This is a genomic window from Niallia sp. FSL R7-0271 (genome assembly GCF_038005785.1).
In the GTDB taxonomy this organism is placed as follows: domain Bacteria; phylum Bacillota; class Bacilli; order Bacillales; family Cytobacillaceae; genus Niallia.
In genome coordinates this window covers 97,694-122,043 of record NZ_JBBOTZ010000001.1, presented here as the reverse complement: position 1 = coordinate 122,043, position 24,350 = coordinate 97,694, and the positions used below count along the sequence as shown (strand labels likewise).

Annotated in this window: 22 protein-coding genes, 2 tRNA genes, 3 rRNA genes and 2 other annotated features; all 27 genes read right to left on the bottom strand. The window is 41.6% G+C overall.

Annotation, left to right across the window (positions count from 1 at the left end):
* Nucleotides 1-41: 41 nt before the first annotated feature.
* The 27 genes from rplL to MKX82_RS00525 all read right to left on the bottom strand — a co-directional run bounded on the left by rplL (nt 42) and on the right by MKX82_RS00525 (nt 24,347).
* Complete coding sequence (gene rplL / locus MKX82_RS00655; RefSeq protein ID WP_192486434.1) at nt 42-404, bottom strand: 50S ribosomal protein L7/L12; 363 nt, start codon at nt 402-404, stop codon at nt 42-44.
* Nucleotides 405-465: 61 nt separating this feature from the next.
* Nucleotides 466-966 (bottom strand): 50S ribosomal protein L10, encoded by a 501-nt coding sequence (gene rplJ / locus MKX82_RS00650; protein WP_192486435.1) that lies wholly within the window; start codon nt 964-966, stop codon nt 466-468.
* A gap of 29 nt (nt 967-995) precedes the next feature.
* Nucleotides 996-1,139, bottom strand: a sequence feature (ribosomal protein L10 leader region).
* Between the two features lie 58 nt (nt 1,140-1,197).
* Nucleotides 1,198-1,887 carry a 50S ribosomal protein L1 gene (gene rplA, locus MKX82_RS00645; protein ID WP_192486454.1) on the bottom strand — a complete coding sequence of 230 codons (690 nt, stop codon included), beginning with the start codon at nt 1,885-1,887 and terminating at the stop codon, nt 1,198-1,200.
* A 115-nt stretch (nt 1,888-2,002) separates the two neighbouring features.
* The gene (gene rplK, locus MKX82_RS00640) at nt 2,003-2,428 is read right to left on the bottom strand and encodes a 50S ribosomal protein L11 (protein ID WP_141434103.1); all 426 of its coding nucleotides are present in this window, start codon (nt 2,426-2,428) and stop codon (nt 2,003-2,005) included.
* 173 nt (nt 2,429-2,601) lie between these two features.
* The gene (nusG, locus tag MKX82_RS00635; protein ID WP_192486436.1) at nt 2,602-3,135 is read right to left on the bottom strand and encodes a transcription termination/antitermination protein NusG; all 534 of its coding nucleotides are present in this window, start codon (nt 3,133-3,135) and stop codon (nt 2,602-2,604) included.
* Between the two features lie 187 nt (nt 3,136-3,322).
* Nucleotides 3,323-3,505 (bottom strand): preprotein translocase subunit SecE, encoded by a 183-nt coding sequence (gene secE, locus MKX82_RS00630; protein WP_192486437.1) that lies wholly within the window; start codon nt 3,503-3,505, stop codon nt 3,323-3,325.
* A gap of 49 nt (nt 3,506-3,554) precedes the next feature.
* Nucleotides 3,555-3,698 (bottom strand): 50S ribosomal protein L33, encoded by a 144-nt coding sequence (rpmG, locus tag MKX82_RS00625; RefSeq protein ID WP_192486438.1) that lies wholly within the window; start codon nt 3,696-3,698, stop codon nt 3,555-3,557.
* 105 nt (nt 3,699-3,803) lie between these two features.
* The gene (gene sigH, locus MKX82_RS00620) at nt 3,804-4,463 is read right to left on the bottom strand and encodes an RNA polymerase sporulation sigma factor SigH (RefSeq protein ID WP_192486439.1); all 660 of its coding nucleotides are present in this window, start codon (nt 4,461-4,463) and stop codon (nt 3,804-3,806) included.
* Nucleotides 4,464-4,533: 70 nt separating this feature from the next.
* Entirely contained in the window at nt 4,534-5,043 is a 510-nt protein-coding gene (locus tag MKX82_RS00615) for an NYN domain-containing protein (RefSeq protein ID WP_192486455.1), read from the bottom strand.
* 2 nt (nt 5,044-5,045) lie between these two features.
* Nucleotides 5,046-5,789 (bottom strand): 23S rRNA (guanosine(2251)-2'-O)-methyltransferase RlmB, encoded by a 744-nt coding sequence (gene rlmB, locus MKX82_RS00610; protein ID WP_192486440.1) that lies wholly within the window; start codon nt 5,787-5,789, stop codon nt 5,046-5,048.
* Between the two features lie 15 nt (nt 5,790-5,804).
* Nucleotides 5,805-6,209, bottom strand: coding sequence for a Mini-ribonuclease 3 (locus MKX82_RS00605; RefSeq protein ID WP_341074507.1), 405 nt, complete (start codon nt 6,207-6,209; stop codon nt 5,805-5,807).
* Between the two features lie 3 nt (nt 6,210-6,212).
* Entirely contained in the window at nt 6,213-7,610 is a 1,398-nt protein-coding gene (gene cysS, locus MKX82_RS00600; RefSeq protein ID WP_341074506.1) for a cysteine--tRNA ligase, read from the bottom strand.
* Complete coding sequence (gene cysE / locus MKX82_RS00595; RefSeq protein WP_192486443.1) at nt 7,610-8,260, bottom strand: serine O-acetyltransferase; 651 nt, start codon at nt 8,258-8,260, stop codon at nt 7,610-7,612. Before cysE ends, cysS begins: the two co-directional genes overlap by 1 nt.
* A 97-nt stretch (nt 8,261-8,357) precedes the next feature.
* Nucleotides 8,358-8,610 (bottom strand) — a binding site (T-box leader).
* A 44-nt stretch (nt 8,611-8,654) separates the two neighbouring features.
* Complete coding sequence (gene gltX, locus MKX82_RS00590) at nt 8,655-10,112, bottom strand: glutamate--tRNA ligase (protein ID WP_341074504.1); 1,458 nt, start codon at nt 10,110-10,112, stop codon at nt 8,655-8,657.
* A gap of 79 nt (nt 10,113-10,191) precedes the next feature.
* Nucleotides 10,192-10,671, bottom strand: coding sequence for a 2-C-methyl-D-erythritol 2,4-cyclodiphosphate synthase (gene ispF / locus MKX82_RS00585; protein ID WP_237940531.1), 480 nt, complete (start codon nt 10,669-10,671; stop codon nt 10,192-10,194).
* A gap of 20 nt (nt 10,672-10,691) precedes the next feature.
* Nucleotides 10,692-11,381 (bottom strand): 2-C-methyl-D-erythritol 4-phosphate cytidylyltransferase, encoded by a 690-nt coding sequence (gene ispD, locus MKX82_RS00580; protein WP_192486446.1) that lies wholly within the window; start codon nt 11,379-11,381, stop codon nt 10,692-10,694.
* Nucleotides 11,382-11,399: 18 nt separating this feature from the next.
* Nucleotides 11,400-12,479 carry a PIN/TRAM domain-containing protein gene (locus MKX82_RS00575; protein WP_192486447.1) on the bottom strand — a complete coding sequence of 360 codons (1,080 nt, stop codon included), beginning with the start codon at nt 12,477-12,479 and terminating at the stop codon, nt 11,400-11,402.
* 227 nt (nt 12,480-12,706) lie between these two features.
* On the bottom strand, nt 12,707-14,086 hold the full coding sequence (gene radA, locus MKX82_RS00570; protein ID WP_192486448.1) for a DNA repair protein RadA: 1,380 nt from the start codon (nt 14,084-14,086) through the stop codon (nt 12,707-12,709).
* Between the two features lie 96 nt (nt 14,087-14,182).
* Nucleotides 14,183-16,633, bottom strand: a complete 2,451-nt coding sequence (gene clpC / locus MKX82_RS00565; protein ID WP_192486449.1) for an ATP-dependent protease ATP-binding subunit ClpC — start codon at nt 16,631-16,633, stop codon at nt 14,183-14,185.
* Nucleotides 16,634-16,657: 24 nt separating this feature from the next.
* Entirely contained in the window at nt 16,658-17,725 is a 1,068-nt protein-coding gene (locus tag MKX82_RS00560; RefSeq protein WP_192486450.1) for a protein arginine kinase, read from the bottom strand.
* 3 nt (nt 17,726-17,728) lie between these two features.
* Nucleotides 17,729-18,277, bottom strand: coding sequence for a UvrB/UvrC motif-containing protein (locus MKX82_RS00555; RefSeq protein WP_233318650.1), 549 nt, complete (start codon nt 18,275-18,277; stop codon nt 17,729-17,731).
* Between the two features lie 24 nt (nt 18,278-18,301).
* Nucleotides 18,302-18,763, bottom strand: a complete 462-nt coding sequence (locus MKX82_RS00550) for a CtsR family transcriptional regulator (protein WP_192486452.1) — start codon at nt 18,761-18,763, stop codon at nt 18,302-18,304.
* Between the two features lie 310 nt (nt 18,764-19,073).
* Nucleotides 19,074-19,190, bottom strand: a 5S ribosomal RNA gene (gene rrf, locus MKX82_RS00545).
* A 72-nt stretch (nt 19,191-19,262) separates the two neighbouring features.
* A 23S ribosomal RNA gene (locus MKX82_RS00540) occupies nt 19,263-22,198 on the bottom strand.
* Between the two features lie 236 nt (nt 22,199-22,434).
* Nucleotides 22,435-23,983, bottom strand: a 16S ribosomal RNA gene (locus tag MKX82_RS00535).
* Together the 16S, 23S and 5S rRNA genes with 2 tRNA genes alongside form the textbook arrangement of a ribosomal RNA operon.
* A gap of 192 nt (nt 23,984-24,175) precedes the next feature.
* A tRNA-Ala gene (locus tag MKX82_RS00530) sits at nt 24,176-24,251 on the bottom strand.
* 19 nt (nt 24,252-24,270) lie between these two features.
* Nucleotides 24,271-24,347 (bottom strand) — tRNA-Pro (locus MKX82_RS00525).
* Nucleotides 24,348-24,350: the final 3 nt, after the last annotated feature.

The window sequence follows — 24,350 nt, the reverse complement described above, 5'->3', positions numbered from 1 at the left end:
CAAAAAAGCCCGCCTATGCAGCGGGCTTTTCCAAACTAACATTACTTAACTTCAACGTTAGCTCCAACTTCTTCAAGTTTAGCTTTGATTTCTTCAGCTTCTTCTTTAGTAGCTCCTTCTTTAACAGCTTTAGGAGTGTTGTCAACAAGTTCTTTCGCTTCTTTAAGACCAAGGCCTGTGATTTCACGAACAACTTTGATAACTTTGATTTTTTGATCTCCAGCAGATGCAAGAACTACATCAAACTCAGTTTTTTCAGCTGCAGCGTCTCCACCAGCAGCACCAACAACAGCAACAGGAGCTGCTGCAGTTACACCGAATTCTTCTTCAATAGCTTTAACTAGGTCGTTTAGTTCTAAAACAGTCATGTTTTTAACTGCTTCTAAGATTTGTTCTTTAGACATTATATTTTTCCTCCTTGTTTTGTATGTGTTTTATTAGGATACATGATAGTAGCGTAATAGATTACGCTCCTTGTTCTTCTTTTTGTTCTGCAACTGCTTTTGTAACAAGAGCGAAGTTGCGGATTGGTGCTTGAAGCACGCTGAGTAGCATAGAAAGAAGTCCTTCGCGAGATGGTAGCTCAGCAAGAGCTTTAACATCTTCAACAGAAGCGATATTTCCTTCAATTACACCCGCTTTAATTTCAAGCGCTTCGTTTTTCTTAGCGAAGTCGTTAAGAATTTTTGCTGGTGAAACTACATCTTCATTACTGAATGCAATAGCGTTAGGACCAGTCAAAGCATCATTAAGACCGCTTAGTCCAGCAGCTTCAGCAGCGCGGCGTGTCATTGAGTTTTTGTAAACTTTGAATTCAACGCCAGCTTCACGAAGCTGTTTACGAAGTTCAGTTACTTGAGAAACAGAAAGACCACGGTAGTCAACAACGATTGTTGATTTACTAGCTTTCAATTTCTCTGCGATATCAGATACAATTTGCTGCTTTTGTTCGATAATGCTGCTCATCTTTACACCTCCTGTAGAATTACATTCATACCGACAAATAAAATCCTCCACATCCGAAAAGACATGGAGGAATATACAATAGTCGTTTACACAACTGTTAAGTCTATCGTATTACCTCGGCAGGGAATTAAGCGTTAAGCACCTGCTGTCTTTGGTATAAATGTTATATTTATTTTAACAACAAGATGTAGTATAGGCTATCTATCTTGTTTTGTCAAATGCCAATTTTTATCAAACAGTAGAAGGATCTACTTTTACGCCAGGACCCATTGTTGAAGTAACAGAAACGTTCTTCATGTAAGTTCCTTTTGCTGCTGCAGGTTTTACTTTTTGCATTGTTTCAAAGATAGTTGTGAAGTTATCAACTAGTTTAGCATCTTCGAAAGATACTTTACCGATTGGAACGTGGATGTTTCCAGCTTTGTCCACACGGTATTCTACTTTACCAGCTTTAATTTCGTTAACTGCTTTTGTAACATCAAAAGTAACTGTTCCAGTTTTAGGGTTTGGCATTAAACCTTTAGGTCCCAATACGCGACCAAGTTTACCAACTTCACCCATCATGTCTGGAGTAGCAACGATAACGTCGAAATCGAACCAACCTTGTTGGATTTTAGTGATATATTCAGCATCTCCAACAAAATCTGCACCTGCAGCTTCTGCTTCTTTAAGCTTATCGCCTTTAGCAAAAACTAACACGCGTTGAGTTTTACCAGTACCGTGTGGAAGCACAACAGCTCCACGGATTTGTTGGTCAGCTTTCTTAGGATCTACTCCTAGACGGAAAGCAACTTCAACTGATGCATCAAATTTTGTAGTGCTTGTTTTTTTAACTAGTTCAATTGCTTCTGCAACTGGGTAAGCTTTAGTACGATCAACTTGCTTGATAGCTTCTAAATACTTCTTACCTTTTTTAGCCATAACTATATTTCCTCCTTGAATTGTGGTTTTAGCGGAATTACCTCCCACGAATAAAGGTTGCGACGCTAACAAAAGATGTCGCAACCTTAATCAACAGAACCATATTGGATATGGTTTAGTCTTCAATAACAATACCCATGCTGCGGGCAGTACCTTCAACCATACGCATAGCTGCTTCAACGCTAGCTGCATTTAGATCAGGCATTTTTGTTTCAGCAATCTCGCGTACTTTATCACGCTTAACAGTTGCTACTTTATTACGGTTAGGTTCACCAGAACCAGACTCAATACCAGCTGCTTTTTTCAATAAAACTGCAGCAGGTGGAGTTTTTGTAATAAATGTAAATGAACGGTCTTCGAAAACCGTAATCTCAACAGGAATAATTAAACCAGCTTGTTCAGCTGTACGAGCGTTAAACTCCTTACAGAATCCCATGATGTTAACACCTGCTTGACCTAGTGCTGGTCCAACTGGTGGCGCCGGATTTGCTTTAGCTGCTGGAATTTGCAATTTAACAACTTTAATTACTTTTTTAGCCACGAGACACACCTCCTTAAAGTCCGTGATGTGGTAATAGGGGTTTTCCCCTCCCACTCAACACATATAATCTTTATATTATCATAAAGAATGCGACAATATTCCATCTCATCTTTTGAGACATACTGACCTTTGAAATATTAACACTTTTTCTCGTTCATTTCAAGTTTTTCAGGTTAAAATTTTTCAATTTGTGTAAAATCAAGCTCTACAGGTGTATCCCTGCCGAACATATTCACTAAAACTTTTACTTTTGCTTTATCATTATCTATCTCTTCGACAGATCCTGTGAAGTTTGCAAATGGACCTTCATTTACTTTAACTGTTTCACCCAATTCAAACTCGATATCAATACGTTGTTCGTCAACGCCCATTCTCTTAAGAATAACTTGTACTTCGTCAGGCATAAGCGGAGTCGGCTTTGAACCCGAACCTGCAGATCCAACGAATCCTGTTACACCAGGAGTGTTGCGGACAACATACCATGAATCATCTGTCATCACGATTTCTACAAGCACATAGCCCGGGAATACCTTTCTTTTTACAACTTTCTTCTTGCCGTTTCTTATATCAGTTTCTTCTTCTTCTGGAACGATTACACGGAAAATTTTATCCTGCATTCCCATTGTTTCAACACGTTTTTCTAGGTTGGCTTTGACTTTGTTCTCATAGCCAGAGTAAGTATGTACTACATACCAATTTTTTTCCATATTTGAGGACTGTTATGTCCGTCCCTCCTTAACGCTATTTTACTCTTCATGCCTTATGTAATGCATTCATTTAAAAAGAGCAATCCCATAAAAAAGCTTAATAGTTATTTTCAAGCAATGAAAAAACCCGTTTCCGGGCTTTGTGTGTTTCCTATTGTGTTACCATTATACCATGAGTGGACAACAGTTATTCAAGTATTAAACGAATTAGTTCGGAAATTCCCATATCAACTAGTGCAAAGAACAAAGCAAAGAACACTACTGTCGCAAGGACGGTGATTGTGTAGTTAGTCAGTTCCTTTCTTTTCGGCCAACTAACCTTTCTTAATTCTCTGCCTACTTCGCGGAAAAAGTTAACAGTGCGTTGCATTTCGTTACCTCCATATTTAAAAGCGGGTAGCCTGTCTTAGCAGCATTTGCTATTTTGTCTCTTTATGAACTGTATGTGCATTGCATGTTTGACAATATTTCTTCACTTCAAGGCGATCTGTGGTTTTGCTGCTCATTGTCGAATAGTTTCTGGAGCCGCATTTTCCACAAGCCAATACAAGCTTATTTCTCATTAAATAACACCTACTACGTCCTTTATATCTCCCCAAACTGTAACATGGACATGAATGTATGTCAATATTAGTCAGTTAATTGCCTTTTCTGCGGTTTTGTTACTATCACAGTGAAAACTCTCGGATCTCCAGGTATCGCTCAAGCTTTCTTTTAACCCTTTGGAGAGCGTTATCTATCGACTTTACATGCCTGTTAAGCTCTTCTGAAATCTCCTGATAGGATTGTCCATCTAAATACAGAGCTAACACTTTCCTTTCCAAATCACTCAGAAGCTCGGACATTTTCACTTCGATATGGTCAAACTCTTCTTGATTGATTATTAATTCCTCTGGATCTAATATCTTCGCTCCAGAAATAACATCCATTAATGTTCGATCTGACTCTTCATCGTAAATTGGCTTATCAAGAGAGACGTAGGAATTTAAAGGAATATGCTTCTGTCTTGTTGCCGTCTTTATTGCAGTGATAATTTGCCTCGTAATGCATAATTCAGCAAAAGCCTTAAATGACGACAGCTTGTCCCCTTTAAAATCTCGGATGGCTTTATACAAACCAATCATGCCTTCTTGAACAATATCTTCTTTATCAGCACCGATTAGGAAATAAGATCTAGCTTTAGCTCTTACAAAATTACGATATTTTTGAATGAGAAAGTCTAAAGCATCACTTTCTCCCTTATGAACTAATTCGACCAGTGTTTCATCATCAAGTTCTAAATACTTCTCAACACTTTCATTACTCTTACTCCTGTTGTCAGCACTCATTCAGATCCCCCCGACCGCACAATCATGGATAAAACCATTATACAGTAGGGTTTTTTTAAGCGTCAACAACTCATTTCTCGCCGCGGCGCCATTTTTCAAATAATTCTTCCATTTCTTTAGAAAGCGGTATCTTAATTACAGGCTTTCTTTCTTTAATTCGCTTTACTTTTTTTTCGATATTTTTTTCAATATCAGCCATTTCTATCAGGAGCTCTCTCGCTGAAATCCTTAGAGCTCCTTGTCCAAATATAGCCCACTGTTCAGTAAAATCCGATGTAGCAACATGAACTTGTGTTCTTCTATTGCTTAGCTCTTTTGCTAGCTTTTCGATTCTTTCATCAGCCGTTTCATTTTCCTTTGTGAAAATCACTTCAACCTTAGAGTTTCTGTACTTTTTTTCCGTACCCCTGACATAGTAGGCATCAAAAACTATGATGACACGATACCCTGAATACCCCTGATATTCTGCCATTTTCTCGAGCAAGGCATCTCTAGCAGCCGCCAAATCATTATTCTTCAACTTATTGAGCTCTGGCCATGCTCCTATAATGTTATAGCCGTCAACTATAAGTATATCCATCATTATCCCTCAATTGGATGGCGTTTACGGTATACCTCATACATTAAAAGTGCTGCAGCTACGGATGCATTTAATGATGTCACTGCACCTGCCATAGGCAGCTGGATAAGAAAGTCGCACTTGTCACGGATGAGCCTTCCCATCCCTTTCCCTTCACTTCCAATTACAAGGCCAAGCGGCATTGTTCCATCAAACCTGCGGTAATCTTCTTTGCCTTTCGCATCAGTTCCTGCGATCCATACTCCTCTTTCCTTGAGCTCATCAATCGCTCTGGCCATATTTGTCACCCTAACAACCGGGATATGTTCAATCGCTCCCGTCGATGCTTTAGCAACAGTTGCAGTCAGCCCTACTGCTCTTCTTCTTGGAATAATAATTCCATGTGCTCCTACAGCATCGGCTGTACGCATAATAGAGCCTAGATTATGCGGATCTTCAATCTCATCCAACAGCATAAAAAATGGTGCTTCATTTCGCTTTTCAGCAAGTGCGAACAAATCATCCATTTCAGCATATTGGTAAGCGGCAACCTGAGCCACAACCCCCTGGTGGTTTGCATCTACAAGTGTATCAAGCTTTTTCTTTGGCACAAATTGAACAAGTACATTCGAATTTTTCGCTAAACCGATCACGGTCTGCATTTGCCCTTTTTGGGAGCCTTCTGCAATAAGAATCTTATTGACATCCCTTTCTGATTTTAACGCTTCAATTACTGCGTTCTTTCCAACAATATAATCATTATCCACTATTGGTTCCTCCTACTACTTTTCAATGATGGATAAGGCAGCTTGAATAATTTTTTCAAGCCGCTCCTCATCCTTAGACAAATATAAATACCCAAGCACAGCTTCAAAACCAGTGCTATACCGGTATGTTTGAACATCCGTATTTTTTGGTATACTCCCAGATTTTGCGTTTCTGCCTCTTTTCATGACCGCAAATTCTTCAGGTGTGAAAAAATCCTCCGCTATCAGCGCATGGACGACCTTTGCTTGCCCCTTTGCTGAAACATACTTAGTAGCTTCCCTATGGAGCTGGTTAGGCCTCACCTTGCCGCTATATAGAAGATGCCTTCTGACGTATATCTCCAGTACAGCATCACCCATATACGCAAGAGCCAAGCTATTCAGTTGTTTTTCATCAATATTCTTATCGTAAAGGAGCATTCATTACCCTCTTTTCCAGCGAATGCCCTGTGGCGTATCTTCTAATATGATGTTCATCGCTTTCAATTGGTCTCTAATTTGGTCAGCCAATTGGAAATTACGTTCTTTGCGTGCCTGATTTCGTTTCTCGATAAGTGCTTCTATTTCCTCGTCAAGCAAATCTTCCTGCGCAAGCGAAAGCCCAAGCACTCCGAAAAGCTCTTCAAATTCTTTTATAAACGCATTGATGACAGCCGCTGACGTTGTCTTTTCCAATAAGTAATAATTAGCTTGCTGGGAAAGTTCAAATAACACGGAAATACTGTTAGCTGTGTTAAAATCATCATCCATACTTTCAATGAATTGATTATGCAAATTAGTGATTTTATTCAGCCATTCTTCATTCGTATCCGTTAGGTCAGTGCTTGTAACCTTGCGGTGCAGCAAGTTATCGTAAGAAGTTCTAATACGCTCCAATCCAGCTCTTGTATTCTCTAGTACTTCTTCACTGTAATTGATTGGGTTGCGGTAATGAACCGACAGCATAAAGAATCTTAATACTTGTGGATCGTGGATCTGCAGAATATCGTGAACTGTAATAAAGTTACCTAACGACTTAGACATTTTCTCATTATCAATATTAATATAGCCATTGTGCATCCAATAGTTTGCAAACGTCTTTCCTGATAATGCCTCTGATTGGGCAATCTCATTCTCATGATGAGGGAAGGCTAGATCCTGTCCTCCTGCATGAATGTCAATTGTGTCCCCTAAATACTTTTTAACCATTGCTGAGCACTCTATATGCCATCCTGGTCTTCCTTGTCCCCACGGGCTTTCCCAAGAGATTTCTCCCTCTTTTGCATTTTTCCATAGAGCGAAATCAAGAGAATCTTGCTTTTTTTCACCAACAGCTATTCTTGCTCCAGATCTAAGCTCATCAATTGATTGATGCGATAATTTACCGTATCCTTCAAATTTTCTAGTATGATAATAGACATCTCCCTCTGACTCATAAGCAAAGCCTTTATCAATTAGCGCTGCGATGAATTCAATAATGATATCCATACTTTCTGTTACACGAGGATGGGTATCTGCTTTTTTGCAACCAAGTGCTGTAACGTCTTCAAAATAAGCTTCAATAAAGCGGTCTGCAATAGCAGGAACCTCTTCTCCAAGCTCATTGGCAGCCCTAATCAATTTATCGTCTACATCAGTGAAATTAGAAACAAAGTTTACATCATAGCCTCTAAATTCTAGATAGCGTCTTACTGTATCAAATACTATTGCTGGTCTTGCATTTCCAATATGAATATAGTTGTATACGGTTGGACCGCAAACATACATTTTAACCTTACCCTCTTCTAAAGGTACAAAATCTTCTTTTTCCCTTGATAATGTATTATAAATTTGAATAGGCATTACCTATATCTCCCTTCCTTTTTCAGCTCTTTCAATTCGGTTTTTAAATGAAGCAGCTCATTCTCTAATTCCTTCATTCTCTCCGCAAATGGGTCAGGTAAATCGGAGTGGTTTAAGTCTTTTTTTATTCTAATACCATCCTGCACCACTACCGTCCCAGGAATACCTACGACTGTGGAATTTGGCGGAACATCTTTCAAAACAACAGAACCGGCTCCAATTTTTGCATTCTCACCAATAATTATCGAACCTAATACTTTTGCTCCAGTTGCAATTAACGCATTATCCTTGACCGTTGGATGTCTCTTTCCTTTTTCTTTCCCGGTTCCTCCTAAGGTTACCCCTTGAAATATCGTCACATTATCACCAATTTCGCAAGTTTCCCCTATAACAACTCCCATGCCATGATCTATAAAGAGTCTTTTTCCAATCGTCGCTCCTGGGTGTATTTCTACACCAGTTACTAAACGGCTGAATTGAGATATCGTGCGGGCAAGAAAAAACCATCTATGTTTGTAAAAACGATGCGCAAGGCGATGAAGCCAAATCGCATGCAATCCAGAGTAAGTAAGGACTACTTCAATTGTGCTTCTTGCTGCAGGATCTTGTTCAAATACTACTGATATGTCTTCTTTAATGCGCTTAAACATTTTAACCCTCCCAATTCCTTCTCTATTTACATGAAAGCCGTTTATATTCCCCCAACTTTGCTTTATACCTACAAAAAAAAGCGTCTCTGTCCATAAAGACAGAGACGCTTTTATATGCGCGGTTCCACTCTGTTTAGATTATTCCCTAGGTAATAATCTCCACTCAAACCTTGTTAACGGTTAGGAACCGCCTCTATTTACTAAACAAAAGACCTAGAAACTGCTTTTCGTTTTTCAATATAGGACTCAGAGGGGCACTTCAAAAAAGGAGAGGCTTGAACCACTTTCAGCCGCTGATGGTTCTCTCTAAAAAGCATCCTTTTTTTACTTTTCCTCTTCTACGATTTATTATTTATTTGGTTTTCCTTTACTATATTACATTTTTATCAGAATGTTAACCAATTAGAGATAATAATCTTTTTTCAATTTTAGAAGATCCAAGCAATTCAATTGCTTTAGGAAGATCTGGTCCATGTGTTTGACCAGTTGCAGCTACACGAATCGGCATAAATAAATTTTTGCCTTTTTGGCCTGTAGCCTTCTGGACTTTTTTAATAGCAGCTTTAATATTATCTGCAGTCCATTCACTCAAAGCATCCAGCTCTTCCTTAAAGGAAGACAGCACTTCCTTCACTTGTTCACCAGATAATACCTCTTTTGCTTCTTCATCATACTCTATATCTTCACTGAAGAACAATGTAGATAGACCGACAATATCAGCACCACAGCTCATTTGCTCCTGGTACAAGCCGATTAGATTATGAACCCACATGTCCTCTTCACTTGAACGGTTCTCCTCAACAAGTCCTGCTTTAATAAGATGAGGTAACGCCAGCTCAATGACCTTGCTTAGGTCAGCCTTTTTAATGTACTGGTTGTTCATCCATGCCAGTTTATTCTGGTCAAAGAGAGCAGGTGACTTCGAAAGTCTTGCTGCGTCAAAGATTTTGATGAATTCATCCTTCGTAAAGAGCTCTTCCTCTCCTTCTGGAGACCAACCTAGCAGGGTAATAAAGTTGAAAAGTGCTTCTGGCAGATAGCCAAGCTCTTCATATTGCTCGATAAATTGAATAATAGATTCATCTCGTTTGCTCAGTTTCTTTCTGCTTTCATTGACGATTAAAGTCATATGGCCAAACACTGGTCTCTCCCAATTAAGCGCATCATAAATCATCAGCTGCTTAGGTGTGTTTGTAATATGGTCATCTCCTCTAAGAACGTGGGAAATTTCCATTAGATGATCATCTATAGCAACCGCAAAGTTATATGTAGGGGTGCCGTCTTTTTTAACGATAACATAATCCCCAATTGTTTCTGATTCAAAAGAAACAGATCCTTTGACCATGTCCTCAAATTCATACACAACATTCTCTGGAACCTTAATTCGGATGCTAGGCTGTCTGCCTTCCGCTTCTAGTTTCGCCTGTTCTTCCTTAGTCAAATGACGGCATTTGCCGGAGTATTTCGGTGTTTCATTATTCTTTACTTGCTCTTCCCGCTCTGCTTCAATTTCTTCTTCCGTACAGTAGCACTTATACGCTAATTCGCGATCAAGCAATTCAGTATAATATTTTTTATAGATGTCATTTCGCTCTGATTGACGGTAAGGACCAAAATCTCCACCGACATCTACGCTTTCGTCCCAATCTATGCCAAGCCACTTTAAGTATTTTAATTGGCTTTGCTCTCCACCTTCGATATTACGTTTTTTATCTGTATCCTCAATTCGGATAATAAACTTCCCACCCAAATTGCGTGCATATAAATAATTGAATAATGCAGTACGCGCATTCCCTATGTGTAAATGTCCCGTTGGACTTGGGGCATAACGAACACGTATTTCGTTACTCATGGTTCTGCCTCCTCGAATTTGTTTCATAAATATTTCTTGTTTATTCTATCACTTAGTATTTTCCATTAAAAGAGTGTTACTACACTTTTCTCTGTAAAAGAACAACTGCCAAAGAGGCAATTCCTTCTCCTCTTCCTGTAAATCCTAATTTCTCTGTTGTTGTCGCCTTTACATTTACGTTTTCAAGCGGTGTTTCCAACAGCTCAGCAATTCTAGATTGCATTTCCTTAATATGCGGCGCCATTTTTGGCTGCTGTGCCATAATTGTACAATCAGCATTCACCAACTCATAGCCTTTTGACTTCACCATACTCCAAACTTCTTTTAACAGAACTGCTGAATCAAAGTCCTTGAAAGCCTGATCTGTATCAGGAAAATGCCTGCCAATGTCTCCTTCTCCTATAGCACCCAAGCAAGCATCTGCTATAGTATGTAAAAGCACATCTGCGTCAGAGTGTCCAAGCAGTCCTTTTTCATAAGGAATCTCAATCCCGCCGATTATAAGCGGTCTCCCCTCTACTAGTTGATGCACATCAAAACCTTGTCCTATTCGCAACATGTCTTGTACTCCTTTTGCTGTTAAGATTTATACTTTATTTTTTGTATGATTGCCTCTGCAAAATATAGATCTTCTGGTGTAGTTAATTTTATATTGTCATAGTTGCCCATGACAATTCTAACGTCTTGCCCCAATCTCTCTACAAGACTAGCATCATCTGTGCCTAGAAACCCCTCTTCAATTGCTCTTTCATGGGCTTCTTTTAACAAGGAAATACGAAAAGCTTGTGGGGTCTGGATAGCCCACAAGCTAGAACGTTCTACTGTCTCTTCAACTACCCCGTCTTTTACCTTTTTGACGGTATCTTTAATTGGGACCGCTAAGACAGATGCTCCACTCGCTGCTGCAGCTTCAGTCAACTCCTTCATCTGATGAAGGTCGATGAATGGTCTAGCGGCATCATGAACAAGGACGATAGCATCATCTGAAATTTCCTTTACAGCATTGTAGACACTATACTGCCTTTCATCTCCACCGTTTACGATTGCAGCAATTTTCGTTATTTTATTCCTTTTTATCAGTCCATGCATTTCTTGTTTATCCTGGGGGCTGGTAACCAACCAAATCTTGCTACAGTTTTCATCCTTTTCAAACACCTTGAGAGTATGGATAAATACTGGCAGACCGTCTATTTTAAGGAACAGTTTATTCTTCCCTGCTCCCATTCTTTTCCCCTGACCCGCGGCCGGTATAATGACTTCATAAGCCATAAAACAAACTCCCATCCATTACAATGCTTTTTCTAATAACTTTGGTTTTGCAAAAATCATTCTTCCTGCCGATGTCTGCAAAACACTAGTGACAAGCACATCAATATGTTTTCCTATAAAGTTGCGTCCTTCTTCAACAACGATCATCGTGCCGTCATCCAAATAGGCAACACCTTGGTTATGCTCTTTACCATCTTTAATAATAAGTATCTTCATTTCTTCCCCTGGCAAAACAACTGGTTTTACAGCATTCGCCAAGTCATTAATATTTAGAACGGATACCTTTTGCAATTCACAAACCTTATTTAGGTTAAAATCATTAGTAACTACAACACCATTTGTGATTTTAGCGAGCTTTACAAGCTTGCTGTCCACTTCTGTAATTTCTTCAAAGTCGCCTTCATAAATCTCCACTTTGATTGCAAGCTCTTTCTGAATGCGATTGAGGATATCAAGACCTCTTCTTCCTCTGTTTCTTTTCAAAGCATCAGATGAATCTGCGATATGCTGCAATTCACCAAGTACAAACTGCGGAATTACAATCGTTCCCTCAAGGAAACCTGTCTGGCAAATGTCAGCGATTCTTCCATCAATAATGACACTCGTATCTAGAATTTTCAAATTGCTCTTTTCTGGTTTTGATACTTCCTCTTCATTTGCTTTCTTCTTTCTAGCTGCAAAAAGAGTGGATAGCTCGTCTCTCTTTTTGAACCCTACCTGAAAACCTAAATAGCCAAAAAGTAAAGTTAAAAGAATAGGCGCGACCGTATTGATTAACGGTACTTTTATGGCGGTTAGTGCATAGCCTATCAAGAAGGCTAATATCAGTCCAAATGCTAAACCGACACTTCCTGTAATAATATCAGTGATTGGAGCCTTAACAAGGGTTTCTTCCACCAGCTTGATAAAATTAACAATATAATCTATCGCCCAAAAAGTAATAAAATAAAAAATAATGGCACCAAGTATTGCCGATACATAAGGGTTATTTATTAAATTATGATTTAAGTTAACCATATTTAATAAATCAGGAATAAAAACGATTCCCAAAGTCCCTCCAATAATTAAAAAACATGCCTGTACAATCCGTCTTAACAATACTTACACCTCCTCTTTCACATTATAAACAAATTCCCGAATTTGAAACCTAATATTACAGAGAATTTTTTTATTTGTAATGAAAAAGTTAAATAGCAAACTTTTTGTTCTTTTTTGGCTATTTTTAGAGTAGCATTCTTGGTAATTAAATGTCAAATTATTTAAACATTACATTTTATCATACCAATAATGCAACTTCAATTGTTTTTTCTATAGAACTTGTCCGGTTACTCTCCTAAGGCAGCTTTTAACGCCTCTCCAACAGAACTGACACCAATTAGTTCAATCCCCTTGGGAGCACTAAGACCTGATAGGTTATTAGCAGGCAATATAACGCGCTCAAATCCTAATTTAGCCGCTTCTTGTACTCGTTGTTCGATTCTGGATACTCTTCGCACTTCCCCAGTCAGACCTACTTCTCCAATAATGCAGTCTGTCGCCCTTGTGGTCTTATCTCTGAAGCTGGAAGCAATACTAACAGCTATAGCAAGATCAATCGCCGGTTCATCAAGCTTAACTCCTCCAGCAACCTTTAAATAAGCATCTTGGTTTTGCAACAGCATTCCAACTCTTTTTTCAAGTACTGCCATCAATAATGGCACACGATTATGATCTATCCCTGTTGCCATCCGTCTTGGATTTCCAAAGCTTGTTGGAGAAATAAGGGCTTGTATCTCGACAAGCACAGGTCTTGTTCCTTCCATGGATGCCACAACTGTTGATCCAGCAGCACCTTGTGAACGTTCCTCCAGAAATATTTCTGATGGATTTTCCACTTCTTCCAGTCCAAATTCCTTCATTTCAAAGATTCCCATTTCATTCGTGGAGCCGAAGCGGTTTTTAACAGCCCGCAATATCCTGTAGGTATGATGTCGTTCTCCCTCAAAATATAAAACGGTATCCACCATGTGCTCAAGCAGTCTTGGGCCTGCAATAGACCCTTCCTTTGTCACATGACCAACTATAAAAATGGCAATTCCCTTTGTTTTTCCTATCCTCATCAGTTCAGCTGTACACTCTCGCACTTGGGAGACACTCCCCGGGGCAGAAGTGACTTCTGGATGAAAAATTGTTTGGATAGAGTCTATTACCACAAAATCTACCTTTGAGTTTTCTATCGTTCTGCTGATTTCCTCTAAGTTTGTCTCTGAATATACAAGGAGATCATCAGACATAACTCCAAGCCTGTCCGCTCTCAGCTTTGTTTGTTTTTGTGATTCCTCTCCTGAAACATATAAAACAGACTGTTTTTTCAGGGCTAATTGTGCAGATACCTGCAAGAGCAGTGTCGATTTCCCAATCCCCGGATCTCCTCCGATAAGCACAAGAGAACCAGGTACCACCCCACCTCCGAGCACGCGGTTAAGCTCTTCTAGATCTGTTTTAATTCGAGGCTCATTAACTGTCTCAATGCTTGTTACAGGAATAGGCTTGGCAGCTATTGTCACACCTTGAGAATGAGCAAATGCCCCTTTCCTCTGTGCTGGAGCCTTTTCTACTTCTTCCACCATTGTATTCCAATTTCCACAGCCTGGACATTTACCCATCCATTTTGCAGACTCATAGCCGCATTCCTGACATAAGAACTTTGTCTTTCTTTTCGCCATGCTTGTATCTCCTTACCTTTAACTATCTCTTCTATTCTTACAAAGTATAAATGGCACACGCAATAGTAAAACGTGTGCCATTTATGATATTAAGCGTTATTTTTGCAGGTTTGTCAATTGCTGTGTATCTTTCACCCTTACAGTGAATTCCCCATCTTCCACATCTAGATCAATATGCTGTCCGTTTAAGACTGTGCCTTTTAAAAGCTCCTCTGACAGACGGTCTTCGATATGCTTCTGAATGGCCCTGCGTAGTGGTCTAGCTCCATATTCAGGATCATAACCTTCTTGTGCGATCTTCTCCTTAGCAGCATCAGTGATAGTCAAATATATTTCTTGTTCTTTCAATCTGCTTACTAACTGATCTGCCATTAGAGATACAATCTCTTGAAGATGCTTCTTCTCTAAGGAATGGAACACAATAATCTCATCGATACGGTTTAAGAACTCTGGACGGAATGCTCTTTTCAGCTCTTCCATCACACGTCCTTTCATATCTTTGTAGTCCTGTTCACCATCCTGAATATTAAAGCCTACATATTTATTCGTTTTTAAAGCAGACGCACCAACATTCGATGTCATGATTAGTACTGTATTTCTAAAATCAACTGTTCTTCCTTTAGAGTCAGTTAAGCGCCCGTCTTCTAACACCTGCAGCAGAATATTGAAAACATCCGGGTGAGCTTTTTCTATTTCATCTAAAAGTACAACTGAATAAGGTTTTCTTCTTACTTTCTCAGTAAGCTGTCCGCCTTCCTCATAACCTACATACCCTGGAGGTGAACCAACAAGTCTTGACGTAGAATGCTTCTCCATGTACTCGGACATATCAATGCGAATCATTGCATCTTCATCGCCAAACATTGATTCAGCAAGGGCACGCGCAAGCTCTGTTTTACCTACACCTGTTGGTCCTAAGAAAATGAAGGAACCAATAGGGCGTTTTGGATCTTTCAAACCGGCTCTTGCTCTTCTTACAGCTTTGGAGATAGCTTTTACTGCTTCCTCTTGGCCAATTACCCTGTTATGAAGAATGTTTTCCATATTAAGAAGCTTATCTGTTTCAGTTTGTGCCAATCTTGATACAGGGATTCCAGTCCAGCTTGATACAACAGTTGCGATATCTTCCACTGTTACTTCTGTATTTTCTTGACCCTGTTTTTCTTTCCAATTCTTCTTCGTTTCTTCCAGCTGTTCACGAAGTCTTTGCTCTGTGTCACGCAAGGAAGCAGCCTTTTCAAACTCTTGGCTTTGGACTGATGCATCCTTTTCTTTGCGCACTTCCTCTAATTTAACTTCTAGTTCCTTTAAGTTAGGAGGAGTTGTGTAAGATCTTAATCTTACCTTCGAACCTGCTTCATCTATTAAATCAATTGCTTTATCTGGCAAGAAGCGATCAGAAATATAACGATCTGACAATTTCACTGCTGCTTCAATTGCTTCATCAATGATTGATACACGGTGATGCGCCTCATATCTGTCACGCAGACCTTTTAAAATCTGGATAGATTCATCAATAGTAGGCTCATCAACTGTGATTGGTTGGAAACGTCTTTCTAGAGCAGCATCTTTCTCAATATATTTGCGGTACTCATCTAATGTAGTCGCACCAATACATTGCAGCTCTCCTCGAGCAAGGGAAGGCTTTAGAATATTAGATGCATCAATTGCACCTTCAGCACCGCCTGCTCCAATCAGTGTATGCAACTCATCAATAAAGAGAATGATGTTACCTGCTTGGCGAATCTCATCCATAACCTTTTTCAAACGGTCCTCAAATTCACCGCGGTATTTTGTTCCTGCTACAACAGTACCCATATCTAAAGTCATAACCCTTTTATCTCTTAAAATTTCAGGTACTTCATTTTGAACAATTTGCTGTGCCAATCCTTCTGCTATTGCCGTTTTACCGACACCAGGCTCACCGATAAGCACAGGATTGTTTTTAGTTCTTCTGCTCAATACTTCAATTACACGTTGAATTTCCTTACTTCTACCAATAACTGGATCCAGACTACCTTCTCTTGCAATAGCAGTTAAATCTCTTGCAAGACTGTCTAGAGTTGGAGTATTTGCGCTTGCAGCAGAGCTGCCTTGATGGCTTCCCGATTCACTGCTTCCAAGTAGTTGTAATACTTGCTGTCTTGCTTTATTTAAACTAACACCAACATTATTGAGGACTCGTGCTGCTACACCTTCTCCTTCTCGGATAAGACCAAGAAGAATATGCTCTGTACCTACATAAGAATGACCAAGCTTTCTTGCTTCATCCATAGAAAGTTCAATTACTTTTTTTGCTCTAGGAGTGTAGTGGATTGTTTGAGAACCCTCCTGACCTCTGCCAATCAGGTTTTCTACCTCCTCCTGGATTTTTTCAGGACTTAAGCCAAGTGCTTGCAGTGCCTTTGCAGCAATGCCTTCTCCTTCTCGGACTAAACCAAGAAGAATATGTTCTGTACCAATATTGTTATGTCCTAAGCGGATTGCTTCCTCTTGTGAAAGTGCCAGTACCTTTTGTGCTCTTTCTGTAAAACGTCCAAACATCATAATGTCATCCTCCCAATTATATAATTACTCTGTTTCCAACAATAATCTTTCTCTTATTAAGGATGCGCGGCGTATGTCGCGATCATTTGGATTCATTTGCCCGCCTGAATAAAGTTGCAGAAAACCAGGCTGAGTCAAGATAAGCAGTTCATTTAGTATCCCTTTTGATACATTTTTAATAAAGCCCATATCGATACCTAATTGAAGGTCCGATAAGCATTTAGCTGCTTCTTTTGTTTCTATTATTCTGCTGTTACAGAGGATTCCATATGATCGGAAAACCCTATCTTCTAATTGTATGTTTGAAGTTCTTACTAATGCCTCTCTTGCAGCTCTTTCTTGTTCAATAAGCTGATGCACGACGCTTTTTAATTCTTCTACTATATCGCTTTCTGATTTCCCTAATGTTATCTGGTTGGATATTTGAAATATATTACCTAAAGCTTCGCTGCCCTCACCGTAAATTCCTCTAACAACTAAACCTAATTGATTGATGGCAGGAATAATTCTATTCATTTGTTGGGTTAGAACCATCCCAGGGAGATGCATCATAACAGATGCTCTTAAGCCAGTGCCTATATTTGTCGGACAGCTTGTTATATACCCAAGCTCAAGGTGATAAGCATAATCAATGGACTCTTCCAGCCAATTGTCTATTTTATTTGCTTTCTCTAATGCTTCCATAACCTGCAAACCAGGCTTTATACATTGGATTCTAATGTGGTCTTCTTCATTGAGCATGATGCTTACTTCCTCATCCTCAGAAAGAACGCATGCTCCATATGCAGCATCATTGGCAAGAAGAGGACTGATTAAATGTTTTTCAACAAGAACCCTTTTTTCAAGTTGCTGAAGATCTTCCATTTTAAGTAGTTCTAAGTTGTCAAAACTTTCGTTTGACTGTGCTGATACCTTTTCACCGACTTTTTGAATCACTGTTTCTGCTTCTTCATTAGAGAAAAGTATCGGAAACTTGATGGAATTTATGTTTCTAGCTAATCTTATTCGAGAGGTCAGAACGATGTCAGAGTCTGGTCCATCTGAGCACATCCAAGATGTTTTTGCTTTATTAATGAATTTTTCAAAAGACAACCCTTACTCGCTCCCCTCATTAAAAGTAACCAATTGTTTTTCCTTTTTTCTAATCTCGTCTCTTACCTCAGCAGCCTTTTCAAACTCCTCTTGTATGATAAGATCTTTAAGTGTTTCTCTAAGTTTGCCAATTTCCTTTTTGATTAAGATATGTCCGCCTACTCTTTCTGGAACCTTTCCTTTATGTTCGACATTTCCTCCATGCAATCTCTTTAAAATTGGCTGAAGTCTGTCTTTGAAAGTTTCATAGCAATTAGGACAGCCAAACCTCCCAATTTTCGTGAATTGAGGGAAAGTCATTGAGCATTCCTTACATTGAAGCTCTGCTTCCTTTTGATACGGGTCATGTTTAATATGTTGAATGCTCGGTTCCATGTTTAGTAAACCGGCTAACAGGCTATTGAATGAAAATCCCGGAGTTTCATTTGCCGTAAACAAATCTCCCTTTTCTCTGGCACAATGTTCACATAGATGAAATTCCGTTTTATTCCCATTAATGATTTTGGAGTAATGAAGTGTTGCAGGCCTTTGATTACATTCTGAACAATTCATGCTTTCACCTCACAACTAACATTATTATTTATATTTTAGGGTAGTTAACATCGCTTTTAACAGTCTTGCTCTTAGTTCATCTCTATATGGAAGGTCAAGATACAGTACAGAGCGATCAATAACACTTAGCATTATTTTCGCTTCTCTTTCATTTATGACCTCTTCTTCAACAAGACGGTAAATGACGTCTTCTGCACTGCTTTGAGGTATTCGACTTTGAATAAGGGAAAGTAATTGGTCGATCAGATGAGCGTAATCATGTGATTGAACCTTCATTATTCGAATGAAGCCGCCTCCGCCACGTTTGCTTTCAACTAAATACCCTTTTTCAATTGTGAATCGGGTATTGATGACGTAATTTATTTGTGATGGTACACAATCGAATTTGTCGGCAACTTCGCTTCGTTTTATTTCAACAAGTGATTTTCCGCTCATCTCTAATACTTCTTTTAAATAATGCTCAATTATATCCGAAATATTTCTCACCAAGCCTCCCCCTTCTGACTTTGACTATATTTGACTATAATTATACATGATAAAAAAGTCGTTTAGCAAGATTGATGTTTTATTAATTTTCCCATTATCGCTTAATTTCAAACCTAGAGAAAAAATTTTTATAGGTATTAGAGGGGGGATTGATAAATTATATTTAACTATAGTCGGATTTGTGTAGATTTTCAAGTAATAGCATGAGCATTTTTTGAGGTAATGGTAAGTGGATTTTAAGAAGCATGATTTTTGGGGGTTATAAATAAAAAAAGTCTTAAAAGCAAAATGCCTTTAAGACTTTTCAGGTGCCTGGCGACGTCCTACTCTCACAGGGGGAGAGCCCCCAACTACCATCGGCGCTGAGAAGCTTAACTTCCGTGTTCGGTATGGGAACGGGTGTGACCTTCTCGCTATCGCCACCAGACTATTTGTATTTTGAGAGTTATTCCCTCAAAACTAGATTATGTTGTAAGAAGAAAGAATGAGTAATCATTTATTAGTTAAGTCCTCGATCTATTAGTATTTGTCAGCTCCACGTGTCACCACGCTTCCACCTCAAACCTATCAACCTGATCATCTTTCAGGGATCTTACTAGCTTACGCTATGGGAAATCTCATCTTGAGGGGGGCTTCATGCTTAGATGCTTTCAGCACTTATCCCTTCCGCACATAGCTACCCAGCTATGCCTTTGGCAAGACAACTGGTACACCAGCGGTGCGTCCATCCCGGTCCTCTCGTACTAAGGACAGCTCCTCTCAAATTTCCTACGCCCACGACGGATAGGGACCGAACTGTCTCACGACGTTCTGAACCCAGCTCGCGTACCGCTTTAATGGGCGAACAGCCCAACCCTTGGGACCGACTACAGCCCCAGGATGCGATGAGCCGACATCGAGGTGCCAAACCTCCCCGTCGATGTGGACTCTTGGGGGAGATAAGCCTGTTATCCCCGGGGTAGCTTTTATCCGTTGAGCGATGGCCCTTCCATGCGGAACCACCGGATCACTAAGCCCGACTTTCGTCCCTGCTCGACTTGTAGGTCTCGCAGTCAAGCTCCCTTGTGCCTTTACACTCTACGAATGATTTCCAACCATTCTGAGGGAACCTTTGGGCGCCTCCGTTACTTTTTAGGAGGCGACCGCCCCAGTCAAACTGCCCACCTGACACTGTCTCCCACCCCGATAAGGGGTGCGGGTTAGAATGTCAATACAGCCAGGGTAGTATCCCACCAATGCCTCCACCGAAGCTGGCGCTCCGGCTTCCAAGGCTCCTACCTATCCTGTACAAGCTGTACCAAAATTCAATATCAGGCTACAGTAAAGCTCCACGGGGTCTTTCCGTCCTGTCGCGGGTAACCTGCATCTTCACAGGTACTATAATTTCACCGAGTCTCTCGTTGAGACAGTGCCCAGATCGTTACACCTTTCGTGCGGGTCGGAACTTACCCGACAAGGAATTTCGCTACCTTAGGACCGTTATAGTTACGGCCGCCGTTTACTGGGGCTTCAATTCAGAGCTTCGCGCGAACGCTAACCCCTCCTCTTAACCTTCCAGCACCGGGCAGGTGTCAGCCCCTATACTTCGCCTTACGGCTTCGCAGAGACCTGTGTTTTTGCTAAACAGTCGCCTGGGCCTATTCACTGCGGCTCTCTCGGGCTTGCACCCAAAAGAGCACCCCTTCTCCCGAAGTTACGGGGTCATTTTGCCGAGTTCCTTAACGAGAGTTCTCTCGCTCACCTTAGGATTCTCTCCTCGCCTACCTGTGTCGGTTTGCGGTACGGGCACCTTGAATCTCGCTAGAGGCTTTTCTTGGCAGTGTGGAATCAGGAACTTCGGTACTATATTTCCCTCGCCGTCACAGCTCCGCCTTCACGGTAATGGGATTTGCCTCATTACCAGCCTAACTGCTTGGACGTGCTAATCCAACAGCACGCTTACCCTATCCTCCTGCGTCCCCCCATCGCTCAAACGATTCATAAGGTGGTACAGGAATATCAACCTGTTGTCCATCGCCTACGCTCTTCAGCCTCGGCTTAGGTCCCGACTAACCCTGAGTGGACGAGCCTTCCTCAGGAAACCTTAGGCATTCGGTGGATGAGATTCTCACTCATCTTTCGCTACTCATACCGGCATTCTCACTTCTAAGCGCTCCACCAGTCCTTACGGTCTAGCTTCAACGCCCTTAGAACGCTCTCCTACCACTGACATCACTAGATGTCAATCCACAGCTTCGGTGATACGTTTAGCCCCGGTACATTTTCGGCGCAGAGTCACTCGACCAGTGAGCTATTACGCACTCTTTAAATGGTGGCTGCTTCTAAGCCAACATCCTGGTTGTCTAAGCAACTCCACATCCTTTTCCACTTAACGTATACTTTGGGACCTTAGCTGGTGGTCTGGGCTGTTTCCCTCTTGACTACGGATCTTATCACTCGCAGTCTGACTCCCAAGGATAAGTATTTGGCATTCGGAGTTTGTCTGAATTCGGTAACCCGATGGGGGCCCCTAGTCCAAACAGTGCTCTACCTCCAATACTCTTACCTTGAGGCTAGCCCTAAAGCTATTTCGGAGAGAACCAGCTATCTCCAAGTTCGATTGGAATTTCTCCGCTACCCACACCTCATCCCCGCACTTTTCAACGTGCGTGGGTTCGGGCCTCCATCCAGTGTTACCTGGACTTCACCCTGGACATGGGTAGATCACCTGGTTTCGGGTCTACGACCACATACTATTACGCCCTATTCAGACTCGCTTTCGCTGCGGCTCCGTCTCTTCAACTTAACCTCGCATGTAATCGTAACTCGCCGGTTCATTCTACAAAAGGCACGCTATCACCCATTAATGGGCTCTAACTACTTGTAGGCACACGGTTTCAGGATCTATTTCACTCCCCTTCCGGGGTGCTTTTCACCTTTCCCTCACGGTACTGGTTCACTATCGGTCACTAGGGAGTATTTAGCCTTGGGAGATGGTCCTCCCTGCTTCCGACGGGATTTCACGTGTCCCGCCGTACTCAGGATCCACTCAGGAGGGAACGAAGTTTCGACTACAGGGTTTTTACCTTCTATGACTGGCCTTTCCAGACCTATTCATCTACCCCGTTCCTTTGTAACTCCATGTAGAGTGTCCTACAACCCCAAGAGGCAAGCCTCTTGGTTTGGGCTAATCCCGTTTCGCTCGCCGCTACTCAGGGAATCGCGTTTGCTTTCTCTTCCTCCGGGTACTTAGATGTTTCAGTTCCCCGGGTCTGCCTTCTGTTACTCTATGTATTCAAGTAACGATACTATCCCATTACGGATAGTGGGTTCCCCCATTCGGAAATCTCCGGATCAAAGCTTACTTACAGCTCCCCGAAGCATATCGGTGTTAGTACCGTCCTTCATCGGCTCCTAGTGCCAAGGCATCCACCGTGCGCCCTTTCTAACTTAACTTGTTTCGGCTAAAGATGTTACTCTTTACCCTAAAATTCTTCTATTAAATAGAGAATCTAAGATGGCGATTACTCGGTTTCTTTCTTGGTTCTTACTATTCATAATCTAGTTTTCAAGGAACAAATTCGGCTAATGATGTTAATCATTACCCTGATGTTTTGAGGAATTGCTCCCTCAAAACTGAACAACAAAATCATCAACAATCTGTGAATGGAACGAATTCCATTTTTCCTTAGAAAGGAGGTGATCCAGCCGCACCTTCCGATACGGCTACCTTGTTACGACTTCACCCCAATCATCTATCCCACCTTAGGCGGCTGGCTCCTAAAAGGTTACCCCACCGACTTCGGGTGTTACAAACTCTCGTGGTGTGACGGGCGGTGTGTACAAGGCCCGGGAACGTATTCACCGCGGCATGCTGATCCGCGATTACTAGCGATTCCAGCTTCATGTAGGCGAGTTGCAGCCTACAATCCGAACTGAGAATGGTTTTATGGGATTGGCTCGACCTCGCGGTTTTGCTGCCCTTTGTACCATCCATTGTAGCACGTGTGTAGCCCAGGTCATAAGGGGCATGATGATTTGACGTCATCCCCACCTTCCTCCGGTTTGTCACCGGCAGTCACCTTAGAGTGCCCAACTAAATGCTGGCAACTAAGATCAAGGGTTGCGCTCGTTGCGGGACTTAACCCAACATCTCACGACACGAGCTGACGACAACCATGCACCACCTGTCATCCTGTCCCCCGAAGGGGAACGTCCTATCTCTAGGATTGTCAGGAGATGTCAAGACCTGGTAAGGTTCTTCGCGTTGCTTCGAATTAAACCACATGCTCCACCGCTTGTGCGGGCCCCCGTCAATTCCTTTGAGTTTCAGCCTTGCGGCCGTACTCCCCAGGCGGAGTGCTTAATGCGTTTGCTGCAGCACTAAAGGGCGGAAACCCTCTAACACTTAGCACTCATCGTTTACGGCGTGGACTACCAGGGTATCTAATCCTGTTTGCTCCCCACGCTTTCGCGCCTCAGCGTCAGTTACAGACCAAAGAGTCGCCTTCGCCACTGGTGTTCCTCCACATCTCTACGCATTTCACCGCTACACGTGGAATTCCACTCTTCTCTTCTGCACTCAAGTCCCCCAGTTTCCAATGACCCTCCACGGTTGAGCCGTGGGCTTTCACATCAGACTTAAAGGACCGCCTGCGCGCGCTTTACGCCCAATAATTCCGGACAACGCTTGCCACCTACGTATTACCGCGGCTGCTGGCACGTAGTTAGCCGTGGCTTTCTGGTTAGGTACCGTCAAGGTACGAGCAGTTACTCTCGTACTTGTTCTTCCCTAACAACAGAGTTTTACGATCCGAAAACCTTCATCACTCACGCGGCGTTGCTCCGTCAGACTTTCGTCCATTGCGGAAGATTCCCTACTGCTGCCTCCCGTAGGAGTCTGGGCCGTGTCTCAGTCCCAGTGTGGCCGATCACCCTCTCAGGTCGGCTACGCATCGTCGCCTTGGTGAGCCGTTACCTCACCAACTAGCTAATGCGCCGCGGGCCCATCTGTAAGTGACAGCGTAAACCGTCTTTCAGCTTTTCTACATGAGTAGAAAAGGATTATCCGGTATTAGCTCCGGTTTCCCGAAGTTATCCCAGTCTTACAGGCAGGTTGCCCACGTGTTACTCACCCGTCCGCCGCTAACTTAAAAAGCAAGCTTTTTAAGTCCGCTCGACTTGCATGTATTAGGCACGCCGCCAGCGTTCGTCCTGAGCCAGGATCAAACTCTCCGATAAAGAGTAAGATTAGCTCATTTGCTAAACTCTAGCTTTTTGTTACTTTGTTTTCATCTTTATAACGCAAGTTATAAAAACGATTATTGTTGACGTTTTGTTTGTTCAGTTTTCAAAGAGCAATTAGTAAACTGCTTAATGCAGCTTTTCAACTATAATAAAAATTGGATACATTGTCAATACCCAAAAAAATATTGGTGGAGCCTAGCGGGATCGAACCGCTGACCTCCTGCGTGCAAGGCAGGCGCTCTCCCAGCTGAGCTAAGGCCCCATCTTTTAATGAGAAATAATGGTCGGGAAGACAGGATTCGAACCTGCGACCCCTTGGTCCCAAACCAAGTGCTCTACCAAGCTGAGCTACTTCCCGTAT

Excerpts from the sequence above, each read along its gene's own strand:
- rplL (WP_192486434.1), bottom strand. The coding sequence starts at position 404 with ATGTCTAAAGAACAAATCTTAGAAGCAGTTAAAAACATGACTGTTTTA.
- rplJ (WP_192486435.1), bottom strand. The coding sequence starts at position 966 with ATGAGCAGCATTATCGAACAAAAGCAGCAAATTGTATCTGATATCGCA.
- cysS (WP_341074506.1), bottom strand. The coding sequence starts at position 7,610 with ATGCCTATTCAAATTTATAATACATTATCAAGGGAAAAAGAAGATTTT.
- secE (WP_192486437.1), bottom strand. The coding sequence starts at position 3,505 with ATGCAACGCACTGTTAACTTTTTCCGCGAAGTAGGCAGAGAATTAAGA.
- cysE (WP_192486443.1), bottom strand. The coding sequence starts at position 8,260 with ATGTTTAAGCGCATTAAAGAAGACATATCAGTAGTATTTGAACAAGAT.
- rpmG (WP_192486438.1), bottom strand. The coding sequence starts at position 3,698 with ATGAGAAATAAGCTTGTATTGGCTTGTGGAAAATGCGGCTCCAGAAAC.
- radA (WP_192486448.1), bottom strand. The coding sequence starts at position 14,086 with ATGGCGAAAAGAAAGACAAAGTTCTTATGTCAGGAATGCGGCTATGAG.
- nusG (WP_192486436.1), bottom strand. The coding sequence starts at position 3,135 with ATGGAAAAAAATTGGTATGTAGTACATACTTACTCTGGCTATGAGAAC.
- clpC (WP_192486449.1), bottom strand. The coding sequence starts at position 16,633 with ATGATGTTTGGACGTTTTACAGAAAGAGCACAAAAGGTACTGGCACTT.
- sigH (WP_192486439.1), bottom strand. The coding sequence starts at position 4,463 with ATGAGTGCTGACAACAGGAGTAAGAGTAATGAAAGTGTTGAGAAGTAT.
- MKX82_RS00555 (WP_233318650.1), bottom strand. The coding sequence starts at position 18,277 with ATGAATTGTTCAGAATGTAATCAAAGGCCTGCAACACTTCATTACTCC.
- MKX82_RS00605 (WP_341074507.1), bottom strand. The coding sequence starts at position 6,209 with ATGCTCCTTTACGATAAGAATATTGATGAAAAACAACTGAATAGCTTG.
- ispF (WP_237940531.1), bottom strand. The coding sequence starts at position 10,671 with ATGTTGCGAATAGGACAAGGTTTTGATGTGCATCAACTAGTAGAGGGG.
- ispD (WP_192486446.1), bottom strand. The coding sequence starts at position 11,381 with ATGGCTTATGAAGTCATTATACCGGCCGCGGGTCAGGGGAAAAGAATG.
- rplA (WP_192486454.1), bottom strand. The coding sequence starts at position 1,887 with ATGGCTAAAAAAGGTAAGAAGTATTTAGAAGCTATCAAGCAAGTTGAT.
- gltX (WP_341074504.1), bottom strand. The coding sequence starts at position 10,112 with ATGAGTAACGAAATACGTGTTCGTTATGCCCCAAGTCCAACGGGACAT.
- MKX82_RS00615 (WP_192486455.1), bottom strand. The coding sequence starts at position 5,043 with ATGGATATACTTATAGTTGACGGCTATAACATTATAGGAGCATGGCCA.